Source organism: Peptoniphilus sp. BV3C26 (genome assembly GCF_000478985.1).
Taxonomy (GTDB): Bacteria; Bacillota; Clostridia; order Tissierellales; family Peptoniphilaceae; genus Peptoniphilus_B; species Peptoniphilus_B koenoeneniae.
In genome coordinates, this window is record NZ_AWXB01000063.1 from 67,719 (window position 1) to 82,404 (window position 14,686).

Consider the following 14,686-nt stretch of genomic DNA (forward strand, 5'->3'; position numbering starts at 1 on the left):
ATAAAAAAATCTTAAAGCCTATAATTTTTTATAAAAAAAATGATGCCTAAGCATCATTCATTTGCAAGAATTGATATTGCACATTCTATTCTCTTTTTTTCCATTTCACAACCTAAATTATAAGGTTCTTTTAAATTGTGATTTTGGTAATAGTTGTTTGCATGACAACCTCCGGAACAATAATATCTTGCCCAACAATCACTGCATTTTTCTTTTGTAAATACATTTGAGCATTTAAATTCTTCCCTTAACTTGTCATTTTTTATTCCATCAAATACATTTCCAAGTAAAAATTGTTCTTCACCTACAAATTGATGGCAGGGATAAATATCCCCTTGAGGAGTTACTGCAATATATTCGCTTCCCGCTCCACACCCCACTGTTCTTTTTATTATGCAGGGACCTTGGCTTAAATCTATCATAAAGTGAAAAAATAAAAAGTCTTTATTGTGCTTTTTTATTTCTAAATAATCTTTACTCATTTTTTCATATTCTTTTAAAATTTTATCAAGGTCTTCTTCCCTTAAAGCATATTCTTCCTTGGGATCTGTTACTACAGGCTCTATGGATGTTTTCATAAATCCATTTTTATAAAAGTCCAACAAGTCTTCTGAAAAATCCAAATTATTATGAGTAAAGGTTCCTCTGATATAATAATCTTTATCTTTCCTGCCCTCTATAAGTTTTTGAAATTTGGGAACTATTAAATCATAAGAGCCTTTTTTATTTATAGTAGGTCTCATTTCGTCATTTATTTCTTTTCTTCCATCAATGGACAAAACTACATTTGACATGTGTTCGTTTATAAAGGCATTTATTTCTTCATTTAGAAGCATCCCGTTTGTTGTTATAGTCCAGCGAATATTTTTATTAAATTTTTCTTCTATGCTTTCTCCATATTCCACTAATTTTTTAACAACTTCAAAATTCATAAGAGGTTCTCCACCAAAGAAATCAACTTCAAGATTTCTTCTGTTTCCTGAATTTTCTATTAAAAAGTCAAGAGCTCTTTTGCCTGTTTCAAAGTCCATTAAAAGCCTTTGCCCATGAAAGTCTCCTTGAGAAGCAAAACAATACTTACATCTCAAATTGCAATCGTGGGAAACATGAAGACAAAGAGCCTTTATAATATTTTGAGGATTATAACTTGCCTTCATAAGTCTTGGATCTACAGTAAAAAGCAAACCTTCTTTTTCAAGTTCTAAAATTTCTTTTCTTGCTTCTATAATTTGATCTTTTTCATATTTGTTTTCATATTTTTTTATTAAATCTTCTTCGCTTAAAAGTTTTACATCTTCAACTAAATCATAAATTATTTGATCAACTTGATGGACGCTTCCACTTGCTATATCTAAAATTATATAAACATTATTTAAATAAAATTTGTGTATTGTATTCATCTTTACCTTTCCCACAATAAAAAGGGTTGTTTCCAACCCCATTATTGTTACTAATTATCTTTGTTTTCGCACTTTTGATTACCTACTGTGCAAGAAGTTTTGCAAGCTGATTGACAAGATGTTTGACATTCTCCGCAACCGCCTTTAGCAAAGGTATCCTTTAATCTTTTGCTTGTAAGAGTTTTTACGTGTTTCATAAGGTCCTCCTAATTTTCTTTAAGGTCTTTTTTGTTTTCAATAACAGAGTTTATGCCCCATTTCATGATTTCAAACTTTGATTTTTCACCTGAAGTTTGAATAACAAAAAGATCTTCTTTAACTGTAACAACCGTTCCAACAATTCCACCTATGGTGATAATCATATCTCCGACTTTTATATTGTTTCTCATATCTTGTATTTCATTTTGTTTTTTCTTTTCTTTTCTTATTACGAAAAAATAGAAAAATCCGAAAACAAATACAAGTGGTAAGAAAGATGCTATCATTCTTTGTGTTTCAGGGTTCATAGGCTCTCCTTTCTTTAATAATTATATCTTAGTGTTTGTCAGTCTGCAATATTCTTTTCTATGCTTATAAAAGCCTCATGACCGTTTAAGTCAACTTCTTCCTCTCCCTTACCATATTTTATTTCTTTCGCAAGGGTTTCAGTCTTTATAAAATCATCATATTTTTCAACTGCTTTTTGTATTTCTTCATCTGCAGAATAGATAATTGAAATGTTATCTAAAACTTCAAAATCTTTAGCTTTTCTCATTTGTTGAATCTTGGAAATAAATTCTCTTACATAGCCTTCTTCTATTAGTTCAGGAGTAAGTTCCGTATCCAGTATTACAAATTGATTGTTTTCCATGGTAACGTCAAAACCTGGTTTTGATTTAATATTTACAAGAACATAGTCTTCTTTAATATCAGTTTTTTCTCCACCTAAGTCAATCTTTTGTAAATCTTTTCTTAAAGAATTTATAAATTCTTTAGCATCTACATCTCTTAAGAAGTTTTGGAAATCTTTTATCTTCTTGCCTAAAATTGAACCTGCAACTTTAAAATTAGGCTTTAATTCATAATCCATAAATTTTGAAAGATCATCTTCAAATTTTACTTCTTTTACATTAAGCTCTTCTTCTATTAATTCTCTTAAATTTCCAATTTTATTTTTAAGTTCTCCATCAAGAACAACTTCTTTTAAAGCTTGTCTTATTTTAATTTTTGCATCTTCTCTTGATGCACGACCAAGCTCAACAATTTTTATTACAAGAGCCATTTTTTCTTCAAGAGCCCTATCTATTTTTTCTTCTTCTACTTTTGGATAATCTTCTAAATGAACTGATTTTCCATTAGTTAAAGATTTATATAGCTCTTCAGAAATAAATGGAACTATAGGTGCTATTAATTTAACTATTCCAAGAAGAACTTCATAAGTTGTTTTGTAAACTGCCTTTTTATCATTATCTACATCAGTTTTCCAAAATCTTCTTCTATTTCTTCTGATATACCAGTTGGAAAAATCTTCAATTACAAAATCTTGTATTTCTCTTACAACTTTTGTAAGTTCAAACCTGTCCATGTCTTCATTAACAGTTTTAACAAGACTTTCATATCTTGATATAAGCCATCTGTCAATTAAATCTCTGTCTTTTAAATCAATTTCAAATTCTCTTGGGTCAATGTCATCAGTATTGGCATAAAGGGAGAAGAAATTATAAATATTTCTAATAGTTCTAAAAAATTTTGATTCAACTTCACGTAAACCGTCTTCATCAAACTTTGTTGGAGTCCATGGCGGTGAAACGTAAATTAAATACCAACGTACAACATCAGCTCCGTAATTATCAAAAAGTTCAAAAGGATTTACTGTGTTTCCCTTTGACTTACTCATTTTTTTGCCAAATTTATCAAGAATTAAGTCATTTACCAAAACATTTTTATAGGGGCTTTTTCCTGTTAAATAAGTTGAAATTGCTATTAAGGAATAGAACCAACCACGAGTTTGATCTATCCCTTCACAAATAAAATCAGCAGGGAAAAGTTGGTCAAAATCTTCTTTGTGTTCAAAGGGATAATGCCATTGAGCAAAAGGCATAGCTCCTGAATCAAACCAAACATCCACAACATCTTTTTCTCTTGTCATAGGCTTTCCGCACTTAGGACATTTCAAGTGAACATTGTCAACATATGGTCTGTGAAGTTCTATATTTTCATCAATATCTTCAATAGCTTTTTCTGCAAGCTCTTTTCTTGAACCGACACTCTCAATGTGTCCGCATTGGCATCTGTAAATTGGTAGAGGTGTTCCCCAATATCTTGAACGTGAAATTGCCCAGTCATTTAAATTTTCAAGCCAATTCCCAAACCTCTTTTCGCCTACAAATTCAGGAAACCAATTAACTCCATTATTGTTTTCAATTAATTTTTCTTTAAATTTTGTAACTTCTATATACCATGATGGATGTGCGTAATATATAAGGGGTGTTCCACATCTCCAGCAATGAGGATAATTATGTTCAAGTTTTTGTTTCCTGTATAATAAATCATTTTCAATTAAATATTTTATTACATCAGGATCTGCATCTATTACAAATTTCCCCTTCCAAGGAGTTTCAGTATACTTTCCTTCTTCATCTACAGGTTTTATGAAGGGAAGATCATATCTTCTTCCTGTATTATAGTCATCTTCACCAAAAGCAGGCGCAGTGTGAACAACTCCTGTACCGTCTTCAGTTGTTACATAATCAGCACAAGTTACAAAAAATGCATTTTTATCAGGTTTTATAAATGGAAGAAGTTGATCATATTTTACATATTCCAGGTCTTTTCCCTTCATAGTTTCAAGAACTTCATATTCCTCTTTTAAAACTTTATCTTTTAAAGCATCGGCAAGGTAATAAATTTCTCCATTGCTTTTTACTTTAACATAATCAACATTAGGATTTACTGTTAAAGCCACATTAGAAGCAAGGGTCCAAGGAGTTGTTGTCCAAACTAAAAAATATTCATCTTTATCTGATAATTTAAATTTAACATAAACTGTTTCAACTTTATCTAATTGATATCCTTGAGCTACCTCATGGGATGCAAGGCCTGTTCCACATCTTGGGCAATAAGGTAAAATTTTATGGCCTTCATAAATTAAACCATCTTTGTACATCTTATCCAAAATGTTCCAAACTGACTCAATATAATTGTTGTCAAGAGTTATATAAGGATTGTCAAGATCTACAAGATATGCCATCCTCTTTGTAAGCTCTCTCCATTCTTTTTCATATTCGAAAACAGAATTTCTACATTTTTTATTAAATTCTTCTATTCCATATTTTTCTATGTCTTGTTTATTGTGAAGTCCAAGTTTTTTTTCAACTTCAATTTCAACAGGAAGACCATGGGTATCCCATCCGGCTTTTCTATTTACTTTAAAGCCTTTCATAGTCTTGTATCTGCAAGTTAAATCCTTAAGAGTTCTTGCAATTACATGATGTATTCCAGGTTTTCCGTTTGCTGTCGGCGGTCCTTCATAAAAAACATATTTTTCATGACCTTCTCTTGTCTTTACAGACTCATGTAACAAGTCAATCTTGTCCCAATATTCTGAAATTTTTCCTTCTCTTTGAGCTACAGGCTCTTTAGAAAGCGGTTTAAATTTTTCCATAATACCTCCATATAAAAAATACCCTGAAGCATATGCTTCAGGGACGAATATTTCCGCGGTACCACCCTTATTATAGGTAACTATCTCTTTTTAGCTATAAGGTTGCTAACCTAAAGGCATTTCCTCCCTTAAGCTGAAAGGTGATTCGAAACAAACTTTTGATATTTTTTCACCAACATATCTCTCTAAAAAGGCGTTTGTTTCCGTCCTCTCAATTGCTATATAAACTCATCAATAGTTGAGTCTTTAAACATTTTTGCAATATTTGATTGTATTGCAGAAAGTCTTTTATGAAATTTGCAGTGATCGATTCCCTTTTTGCCATTTTTTGAACAATAAGGGGAAGATTCTGATAGACATTTATTGACTATAATAGGTCCGTCAATTGCTAAAATAATATCGTAAAGAGTAACTTTTTCTTTAGGCTTTAAAAGATAATAGCCACCATAAGCTCCTCTTTTAGCGCCAGTAATACCTGCAAGATTTAATTTTCTCAAAATTCTTAAAGTAAATCTTTTAGGAATTTTTTGTACTTCAGATATTTCAGGTGCCCCTATTACTTCATTTTCACGTTCTGCCAGATATGCACAAATTCTAAAAGCATAATCTGTTTCTTGAGTTATTCTCATATAATCACCAAATTCTAAACAATTTTATAACAAATCAGGATTACTGTCAATCAAACTGTTCATTCTATTCCTTATAATGACTGCTGACGAATTACAATCTAAGCATACCATATTATACGTAATAGGTGTATCTTTTTTTATGTTAATTTTTGCTTTTGTATTTTCATTAATTAAACCTATTGGAAGTAAATCATTTTCTTTAGCTATGGAATATTTTTCAAGACTTCCAAAAACACTCTTGCCGCCAATTCCTTCAATAAGTTCTCCTGCTAAGATATCTCTTTTTGCAATAGCAACAGTTTCTGCTGAAGGCTTCAAGTTTTTAGGTGTAATTGATGACTCGTGTAAAACTACAGCCTTTGCAATGGAAATAGGAGTTTCAAGACTTGTTAGATGGTATGGTCTGTAAATAGCATAGTTTGGACCTTTCCCCATGGAAAGATATTGCATTTCATAATCTATAATTTCATTTTTAGCTTTTACAATAGCATATACTCCTGGTGCAATTCCCTTTACAAAATCTACTGTATACCTATTTTTAAAAATGCCTCCATCTTCTATAAGTTTAAACTTATCAGCAAGCTCTTTAGGCTCTGAATAAATCATGTGACAGCCTCTTATATCAGGCATAAAACCTGTAGCATTGCAAACTGCATTAAGTTCTATCATTGTATTTGTTCCATCAACAAAAGATGTAAGCATCCTGGGGCTGATTCTTCTTTTTTTTGCATCCTCTTTTACATCGTCTTCAGTTACATAATAATTTAATTCATTGTTCTTGCCTTTTCCTAAATGAAGAATCTCAAATCCCATTAAATTTGCAAATTCAAAAAGCTCTACAATAGCTCCTGGTTCATCTCCATAACTTCCTGTATATACAATGTTGCTATTTTTTGCAAGATGATTTAAATATGGTCCAACAGTTGAATCCATTTCAACATTTAAGCTCACAACGTGAACTTTGTTTTTAAAAGCTTCAAGGCTTATATCTATCCCTGCATTTATGTTGCCTGTACAGTCTGTAACAGCGTCTACAAGCTCGCTTTTTGTTGCAAGAGTGTTATCAGTCGTACCGATGTATTTATTTTCTTTAAAGGCCTTTAAAGCCGTCTCAAAATTATCTGTAATTACATAATCTTTTTCAGCAACCTTGCAAGCTTTAAATAACTCTAAAATTGATTCTTTTCTTCGTGAAGAAATTACAGTTGGTCTAAAATTTTCAAGACTTAATAGCTGTGAAAAAAGTGATGTCCCCATTAAACCGGAGCCTACAATACCTACTTTAATTTCTCCAAATTCATTGATTTTATTACTTAAAAAATTCATAAATCCTCCAGTTGATAATATATCATAAAATCATTTTAAATCATACAATTTTTCAATGGCTTTAGAACTTATATATGCACTTGAAAAGGCCCACTGTAAATTATAACCACCACAGTCACCAGCTACATCCAAAGCTTCTCCTATAATATAAAGACCCTTCACTAACTTTGACTCAAAAGTTTTATTGTCAATTTCACTTGTATCAACTCCACCAAGGGTAACCTGAGAATTTTTAAAAGAGTTCACTCCAGTAACTTCAAAAGTTGAATGTAAAATAAGGTTTAATAAATTTTCATAATCCCTATGGGTTAAATTGCAAAGAGGGTTGTTTTTGTCTATGTCTAAAGTCTTTAATAAATAATGGATAAACTTTTTATTTACAAGACCTGTTAGAAATCTTTCAATGGAAAAATCAGGATTCATATAAATACACGAAAAATAAAAATCCGAAAAATTTTTGTCAACCTCATTAATTAAAGGGAGCTCTATAAAAAATTTCTCGTTGGAAAGACTTACATAGTAAGATAAATCAAAAATAGGTGGACCACTAATTCCATAGTCCGTAAATAAAAGGTCCCCATATTTTTTATCTACTACTTTGCCATCTTTTATAAGTTTACATTCTCCAATAACCTTGGTGCCAGAAAGATGTTTTAAAAAATCACTTTTCAATTTTAATTGAGTAAGGCCTGGACTAAGCTTAGTAATTTTGTGTCCCAAATTTTTTAAAAGAGAAAAAGCACTGCCGTCACTTCCGGAAACAGGCATACTCGTTCCTCCACAGGCAAAAATAATTTTATCGAATTCAAAAGAAGACTCCTTTGAATAAACTTTAAATTTATTATTTATTTTTTCAATTTTATTTACAAAAAAATTATTTATAACCTTTACATTTTTCTTTTTAAGTTCATCTAAAAAGATATTTAAAACAGAAGCCGAGCTTAAAGTTATGGGATAGACTCTTCCCTTTTCAAGGCTTAAAGTTTTCATACCTATGTTTTCAAAAAATTTTATAAGATCCTTATTTGAAAAATTATTTATGGCAAAATCAACAAAATTTTCAGAACCCTTATAATTTTTTTTATCTAAGTTTAAATTTGTAAGATTACATCTTCCATTTCCCGTTGCCAAAAGTTTTTTACCAATCCTATCATTTCTTTCAAGAATGGTAACATCATATTCTAAGGGAAAATTTATCGCCGCAAAAATTCCGCTGGCTCCTCCACCAATTATTCCAATTTTCATAATATCCTCAACTTTTTCTGTGATTTAATCATTCTTATTGTATAATAAAATTTAAACGGAGGGAAATAAATGAATTTTAAAGAAAAATTAATTGAAAGATTTTTAAAATATGTATCTTTTGAAACAACTTCAGATGAATTTTCTGAAACTTGTCCATCTACAAAACTGCAATTAAATTTAGCTGAATATCTTGTAGATGAAATGAAAAAAATGGGAATTGAAAGTCAAATGGACGAAAACGGATATGTTTATGGAAAAATTCCAGCAACAGATAAGACTCTAAAAAAAGTCGGATTTATTGCACACATGGACACTTCTCCTGACTTTACAGGAAAAAATGTTAAAGCCCAAAGATTTGTTTATGAAGGCGGAGATATAAAATTAAATGAAAATCTATTTATGAATTTAAAAGAATTTCCATTTTTGAAAAACATAGTTGGAAAAGAAATAATAACAAGTGACGGAACCACTCTTTTAGGTGCTGATGACAAAGCCGGAATCGCAATTATAATGACTATGGCTGAAATAATTTTAAGCTCAAAAGAAAGACACGGACAAATAAGTTTGGCCTTTACTCCCGATGAAGAAATAGGAAGAGGAGCAGACAAATTCGATATAAAAAAATTTGATGCAGACTTTGCTTATACCGTTGACGGAGGTCCTATAGGCGAGCTTGAATATGAAACTTTCAATGCAGCAAGTGGAATTTTAACTGTATATGGAAAAAATGTTCACCCGGGAACTGCAAAAGATATAATGGTAAATTCTGCAGAAATAGCCTGTGAATTCGATAATATTTTGCCAAGAGATCAAAGACCACAAACCACTGAAAATTATGACGGATTTTTCCATCTTTTAAGTCTTGAAGGAAGCACTGAAAAAACAGTGGCAAGATATATTATTCGTGACCATTCAAGAGAAAAATTTGAAAATAAAAAAGAACTCTTTAAAAACATAGGAAAACTTTTAAGTGAAAAATATAAAACAAAAATAGAAACTGATGTAAAAGATTCCTACTATAACATGAAAGAAAAATTAGAAGATCACATGGAAGTTGTAGAACTTGCAAAAAAATCCATGGAAGATATAAATATAAAACCTCTTATACAACCAATTAGAGGAGGAACTGACGGATCTAAACTTTCTTTTATGGGACTACCCACTCCAAACTTATTTACAGGAGGTTACAATTTCCACGGAAAATATGAATTTGTTGTAATAGAATCTATGGAAAAATGTGTAAACTTATTATTAAAAATTATTGAAAATATAGGAGAATAAAATGAGTATTTTAAACTTAGAACCAAAGTTAGTCTTTAAATATTTTTCAGAAATTTCTCAAATTCCAAGACCTTCAGGTCATGAAGAAAAAATTTCCGCCTACCTTGAAAATTTTGGAAAAGAAAGAAATTTTGAAACTTACGTTGACCAAACAAAGAATGTCTTAATAAGAAAACCTGCAAGTAAAGGTTATGAAAATTCTCCCGGCATTATAATCCAAGGTCATATGGACATGGTTCCAGAAAAATCAGATGACAGTAATCACGATTTTTTAAAAGACCCTATTAGTTTAATTGTTGAAGATGATAAAATTTATGCAAATAATACAACCTTAGGTGCAGATGATGGAATAGGTCTTGCCTTTGCCCTTGCCCTTCTTGATGACAAAGAAGCACAACACGGTCCCTTAGAATGTTTATTCACAATAAGTGAAGAAACCACAATGGAAGGAGCTATGAATTTATCTTCTAATCTTTTAAAGGGAAATTTACTTTTAAACATTGATTCCGAAGAAGAAGGAATAATGACTGTAGGTTCTGCAGGTGGAGAAAATTATCTTGCAAAATTTAATTTTTCAGAAGTTGAAATTCCCAAGGACTATAAAGTTTATGACCTTACTTTTCAAGGCCTATTAGGTGGACATTCTGGAATGGAAATTTCAAAAAATCATGGTAATATTATTAAAATTATGGCAGATTTAATTGATGGTTTAGACGATTCAATGATTGTAAATTTTAATAGTGGAACAAAACAAAACGCAATCCCCAGAAGCGGAAGCCTTACTTTGGCAACAAAATCAAACATAAATTCACGAGTTGAAAAAATCCTGGAAAAATTTGAAAACTTAGACGGAAACCTGGAAATCTTAGTAAAAGATTCAAAAGCTAAAAGTGCAATGGGAACCATAGACTCAAATATTTTTGCAAGATATCTTTTAGACTTACACAACGGAGTTTATTCTTACACAGACTCCAGTCAAAAAGATGTTGAAAGTTCAGCAAATCTTGCCATTGTTAAAAAAGATGGCTTTTCTTATAACATTTTAGTTTCCATAAGAAGTGCCTCAGAAGAAAAATTAAGACAACTTGAAGAAAAATATAAACTAACAAGTCAGGCTTACAAAGTTTCATATGAATTTTCCGAAGGTTATCCAACTTGGGAATATAAAAAAGATTCCCTTTTGAGAGATAGAGCCATGACTGTTTATAAAAAAATGTTCGGTCATGAAATGGTTACTGAAATAACTCACGGTGGATTGGAATGCGGAGTATTTAGCGAAAAATATCCAAACATGGACATGATTTCCATAGGGCCAGATATAAGAGGAGCACACACTCCAAAAGAATCTCTAAGTATTTCATCTACAAAAAGAATGTATGAATATGTAAAAGAACTTTTAAAAGAATTAAAATAATAATAAAAATAAGGTAGGTTTTTCCTACCTTATTTTTTATTTACTTTGTAATTTTTACTGTCTTACTAGCTCCGTCCCAATCAACCTTTGCTCCTGTTATCTCAGCTATAGCTCTCAAAGGTACGAATGTTCTTCCTGACTTTATCTTTGCCGGAGAATCTATCTTAATATCTTTTCCATTGGCATTTACAATATTTGAATCTATAGTTAGCTTTGCTAAACCATCTCCAATAGTAATTGTCTTATTAGCTCCGTCCCAATCAACCTTAAGACCCAAAGCTTCAGAAATAAATCTTAAAGGAACCATAGTTCTGGAATTTTCCACATATGGTGCTGGATCAGGAGTCAATTCTTTATCATTAACAATAATCTTAATTTGAGAATTGCTTTTTTCAGACTGATCTTCCTTCTTTTCCTCTAAAGTTTTCGCATTTGCCCAGTCAAATTTTAAATAAGCCTTTTGTTCACCAGAACCCTTTCCGCCTCCAGCAATAGCATCCATAGCATCAACCCAAACAGCAACAAGAATTTGTCCTTCCTTAGGATTTGTTCTTTCAAACTCATGAATCTTATTATATTCACCACTTACAGGACTTTGCTTAGCCTCAACCCTCTTAGAATCCTTGTCCCCATCGTAAATAAATAAATTAGTAAGCTCACCTTCCATATTCATAAACTCCATCTTTTTTAAATAAAGTTTATAAATATATTTTCCATCCTTCTCTTCCACATCTGCAACTTGTCTTAAAGAAGGATTACCCATGGATTCTTTACCTGGTTCGCCAAACTTTTCAAGTTTAACAGGTACTTCATACTTAGTAGCTGCAAAAATTGAGCTTGGAATTAAAACTAAAACTAACAATAGTGACATAAATATTTTTTTCATTTTACACCTCATTTTTTATTTTAGAGGGACAATCCCAAAGAAAAGTCCCCCATATTAAATTAATAAAACTTAATTCTTATCAATGTTATATAGAACTTGTGCTACTTGGGCTCTTGTGAAAGGTGATTTAGGTGCGAAACTTCCATCTTTCATTCCACTTACTACACCAAGTCTTGCCATTTCACTTACCGCATCTTTTGCCCAGGACTCTATGTTACTTCCGTCGTTAAAGCTTGTAACAGTTCCCTTAGCATTTAGATTCTTATTAGAAACCTTCAAGAATTTTGACATTATTACTGCCATTTCTTCTCTTGTTAGTTCCTTGTCTGGACCAAATTTTCCTTGTCCTAAGCCTGATACAAGTCCCATTCTATTTGCCCAAGAAATATATGCACTATAATATGAGCCTGATTTAACATCTTTGAAATTTTGTGTCCTATATTCATTCGTGTTTACATTTAAGATTCTTCCAAGTACCGTTACAAATTGTCCTCTTGTTATGGACTTGTTAGGACCAAATTCTGTATTGCTTAGGCCTGCAAAGTATCCCTTGCTTACTACATAGTCAATAGCTTGCTTAGCCCAGTGACCGTTTATGTCTGTAAATGAATTGGATGAGCCGCTAGACTTAGAGCTTTGACTTTGAGTTTGTTGATTTTGTTGATTTTGTTGATTTTGTTGATTTTGTTGGTTGTTGCCGCCATATCTGCCAACTTCTCTTGCAGCATTCCAGTTAAAGGAAAGAATTGCATTTTGCTCTCCTCCTCCGGGACCTTTGCCAGCTATTTGGTCCATAGCATCTACCCAAACTGCAATATTTACTCTGTCATATTTGCCATTCATCACCCATGACCAAGTATTACCTGATTGATCAGCTCTATACTTGCTGCCATCAATGATAAACAGATTTGTTAAGTTGCCTGTCAATGTCTTGCCGCCAAACTCTCTTTGGATTGAATGGAAGTTAACGCTGTATCTGAATTTTCCGTTTCTTTCTTCTACTCTTGCAGTGTGATTAATAGCCGCATTTGCCATAGAATAACCACTTTGATGAGCATGAAGAACTTCTACCGGCACTTCATATTGCACTGTAACTGGGCCGTTGTTTTGGTTGTTGTTTTGGTTGTTTTGGTTGTTGTTGCCCCATCCGGAGTTGTTGCCCCAGCCTTGGTTGTTGCCCCAGCCTTGGTTATTGTTGCCCCAGCCTTGGTTGTTGTTGCCCCAGCCTTGGTTGTTGCCTGAATTGTTTGGCTTACTTGTATCTAATTTAAGTCCTTCCACAGCAGCTTTTAAATTGTCAATGGCAGATTTTACTTGCATGTCCGTAACGTTAGGCTTAGTCAACAAACTCATTAAAGAATTATATGCGTTAACATACATCATGTTACTTTGATAAGTGTATTGAGGTCCGCCTAAGTTGGCATATCTTCTCAAAGCATCTACAACATCTTCCCTGCTCGGCACATTAGGTGTAGGTGGTGTAGGTGGTGTAGGTGGTGTAGGTGTTTCTCCGCCGGGAGTAACATCAGTCATTTTACTCTTGTCAAATACAACTCTTGCATTTTGTGCCCCTGCACCTGGTTCGCCTCCGGCAAGTCCGTCCATAGCATCTACCCAAACTTTTATATAAAGAGTGTTGTCCTTTAACTTCTCAAACTCAGCCTTTGTAAGTTTAATTCTAAATACCTTGGGGAATTGTTTTTGAGTTCCGTTCAAGGCCTTGTCTTCCATTTGTTCTAAAACTTCAGCAGGAATTGCCCTTCCCCTTGTAGTATTGCCCTCAAAGCTAAATAAATTAGTTAAATGTCCGTAGAATCCCATAAATTTAATACCTTGGAAAGTTAAGTCAATATTTACATCATCGCCTTTTATACTTACCTTGGCAGGAGATATTAAAGCTTTATTGCCCATAGACTCCTTGTCTTCTACCGAGTGCATAAGCTTAACAGGTATGTTATAAACTTTTTCACTTGCTCCCGCATCGGCGCTTTTATTAAAAGCATCTATTGCACTATTTAAATTAGCCAAAGCTTCGTTAATTTGCTCTTGAGTATTAGCACTATTTAAAACATTTTTAGCAGCTTCAATAGCAGCCTTTAAAGTTTTAAAAGCATCTTCGCTTTTTTTACCTTGGCTTATCTTGTCGGCATCCTTTATCTTAGCATCAAGCTCTGTTTTATTTAATTGTGCTTGCTTTTCAGGACTATTTTTAAAAGCTTTTACTGCTGCCTTTAATGTCGCTACTCCTTGGTCTAAAGCTCCTTGAACCGTTGCATTTTTCAATGTTTCTTCTGCAGCTGCGATTGCTGCTTGAAGTTTGCTAAATGCTTCGTCTGTCTTCTTGCCTTGTTCAACTTTCTTAGCTTCTGCTATTTCTTTTGTTAAAGCTTCTTTTTTTAGTGGTGCTTGTGGTTCAACTTTATCTGCACTTTCTTTAAAGGCTTTTACTGCTGTTTTTAATGCTTTAACCGCTTCATCTAATTGAGTTTGCTCTGTTGCTTCCCCTAATACTTTTTCTGCTGCTGTTATTGCTGCTTTAAGTGTATTAAATGCTTCGTCTGTCTTCTTACCTTGTTCAACCTTCTTAGCTACTTCGATTTCATTTGTTAAAGCTTCTTTTTTTAGTGGTGCTTGTGGTTCAACTTTATCTGCACTTTCTTTAAAAGCTTTTACTGCTGTTTTTAATGCTTTAACCGCTTCATCTAATTGAGTTTGCTCTGTTGCTTCCCCTAATACTTTTTCTGCTGCTGCGATTGCTGCTTTAAGTGTATTAAATGCTTCGTCTGTCTTCTTACCTTGTTCAACCTTCTTAGCTACTTCGATTTCATTTGTTAAAGCTTCTGTATTTAAAATAACTTTTGT

At 32.4% G+C, this 14,686-nt stretch carries 11 protein-coding genes; 2 read left to right on the forward strand and 9 right to left on the reverse strand.

What is annotated here, in order from left to right:
* Positions 1 to 53: 53 nt before the first annotated feature.
* The 7 genes from scfB to HMPREF1253_RS08075 form a co-directional block, all read right to left on the reverse strand.
* Positions 54 to 1,400 carry a thioether cross-link-forming SCIFF peptide maturase gene (gene scfB, locus HMPREF1253_RS08045; protein ID WP_036739903.1) on the reverse strand — a complete coding sequence of 449 codons (1,347 nt, stop codon included), beginning with the start codon at positions 1,398 to 1,400 and terminating at the stop codon, positions 54 to 56.
* A gap of 50 nt (positions 1,401 to 1,450) precedes the next feature.
* The gene (scfA, locus tag HMPREF1253_RS08050; protein ID WP_023056221.1) at positions 1,451 to 1,597 is read right to left on the reverse strand and encodes a six-cysteine ranthipeptide SCIFF; all 147 of its coding nucleotides are present in this window, start codon (positions 1,595 to 1,597) and stop codon (positions 1,451 to 1,453) included.
* A gap of 9 nt (positions 1,598 to 1,606) precedes the next feature.
* On the reverse strand, positions 1,607 to 1,906 hold the full coding sequence (gene yajC, locus HMPREF1253_RS08055; protein ID WP_023056247.1) for a preprotein translocase subunit YajC: 300 nt from the start codon (positions 1,904 to 1,906) through the stop codon (positions 1,607 to 1,609).
* A 38-nt stretch (positions 1,907 to 1,944) separates the two neighbouring features.
* Complete coding sequence (ileS, locus tag HMPREF1253_RS08060; RefSeq protein ID WP_023056234.1) at positions 1,945 to 5,043, reverse strand: isoleucine--tRNA ligase; 3,099 nt, start codon at positions 5,041 to 5,043, stop codon at positions 1,945 to 1,947.
* 218 nt (positions 5,044 to 5,261) lie between these two features.
* A complete protein-coding gene (locus tag HMPREF1253_RS08065; protein WP_036739871.1) occupies positions 5,262 to 5,672 on the reverse strand; it encodes an Rrf2 family transcriptional regulator in 411 nt (136 codons plus the stop codon).
* A gap of 24 nt (positions 5,673 to 5,696) precedes the next feature.
* Positions 5,697 to 6,998 carry an NAD(P)H-dependent oxidoreductase gene (locus tag HMPREF1253_RS08070; RefSeq protein ID WP_023056241.1) on the reverse strand — a complete coding sequence of 434 codons (1,302 nt, stop codon included), beginning with the start codon at positions 6,996 to 6,998 and terminating at the stop codon, positions 5,697 to 5,699.
* Positions 6,999 to 7,028: 30 nt separating this feature from the next.
* Positions 7,029 to 8,243: an aminoacetone oxidase family FAD-binding enzyme gene (locus tag HMPREF1253_RS08075; protein WP_023056230.1), complete on the reverse strand. Its 1,215-nt coding sequence runs from the start codon at positions 8,241 to 8,243 to the stop codon at positions 7,029 to 7,031.
* Between the two features lie 69 nt (positions 8,244 to 8,312).
* On the opposite strand from HMPREF1253_RS08075, the gene pepT reads away from it, so the two are divergent.
* A complete protein-coding gene (gene pepT / locus HMPREF1253_RS08080) occupies positions 8,313 to 9,524 on the forward strand; it encodes a peptidase T (RefSeq protein WP_023056248.1) in 1,212 nt (403 codons plus the stop codon).
* Between the two features lies 1 nt (position 9,525).
* Positions 9,526 to 10,938, forward strand: a complete 1,413-nt coding sequence (gene pepD / locus HMPREF1253_RS08085) for a beta-Ala-His dipeptidase (protein WP_023056236.1) — start codon at positions 9,526 to 9,528, stop codon at positions 10,936 to 10,938.
* A 40-nt stretch (positions 10,939 to 10,978) separates the two neighbouring features.
* Here pepD and HMPREF1253_RS08090 read toward each other — a convergent pair whose 3' ends face one another.
* Positions 10,979 to 11,824: a copper amine oxidase N-terminal domain-containing protein gene (locus HMPREF1253_RS08090; RefSeq protein WP_023056262.1), complete on the reverse strand. Its 846-nt coding sequence runs from the start codon at positions 11,822 to 11,824 to the stop codon at positions 10,979 to 10,981.
* 69 nt (positions 11,825 to 11,893) lie between these two features.
* A partial coding sequence (locus HMPREF1253_RS08095; RefSeq protein ID WP_023056265.1) for an S-layer homology domain-containing protein occupies positions 11,894 to 14,686 on the reverse strand: 2,793 nt, incomplete at its 5' end.

What these genes read in the sequence shown, in the direction of transcription:
- scfA (WP_023056221.1), bottom strand. Translation starts at nt 1,597, where the DNA reads ATGAAACACGTAAAAACTCTTACAAGCAAAAGATTAAAGGATACCTTT.
- HMPREF1253_RS08090 (WP_023056262.1), bottom strand. Translation starts at nt 11,824, where the DNA reads ATGAAAAAAATATTTATGTCACTATTGTTAGTTTTAGTTTTAATTCCA.
- scfB (WP_036739903.1), bottom strand. Translation starts at nt 1,400, where the DNA reads ATGAATACAATACACAAATTTTATTTAAATAATGTTTATATAATTTTA.
- yajC (WP_023056247.1), bottom strand. Translation starts at nt 1,906, where the DNA reads ATGAACCCTGAAACACAAAGAATGATAGCATCTTTCTTACCACTTGTA.
- pepT (WP_023056248.1), top strand. Translation starts at nt 8,313, where the DNA reads ATGAATTTTAAAGAAAAATTAATTGAAAGATTTTTAAAATATGTATCT.
- HMPREF1253_RS08065 (WP_036739871.1), bottom strand. Translation starts at nt 5,672, where the DNA reads ATGAGAATAACTCAAGAAACAGATTATGCTTTTAGAATTTGTGCATAT.
- pepD (WP_023056236.1), top strand. Translation starts at nt 9,526, where the DNA reads ATGAGTATTTTAAACTTAGAACCAAAGTTAGTCTTTAAATATTTTTCA.
- HMPREF1253_RS08070 (WP_023056241.1), bottom strand. Translation starts at nt 6,998, where the DNA reads ATGAATTTTTTAAGTAATAAAATCAATGAATTTGGAGAAATTAAAGTA.
- ileS (WP_023056234.1), bottom strand. Translation starts at nt 5,043, where the DNA reads ATGGAAAAATTTAAACCGCTTTCTAAAGAGCCTGTAGCTCAAAGAGAA.
- HMPREF1253_RS08075 (WP_023056230.1), bottom strand. Translation starts at nt 8,243, where the DNA reads ATGAAAATTGGAATAATTGGTGGAGGAGCCAGCGGAATTTTTGCGGCG.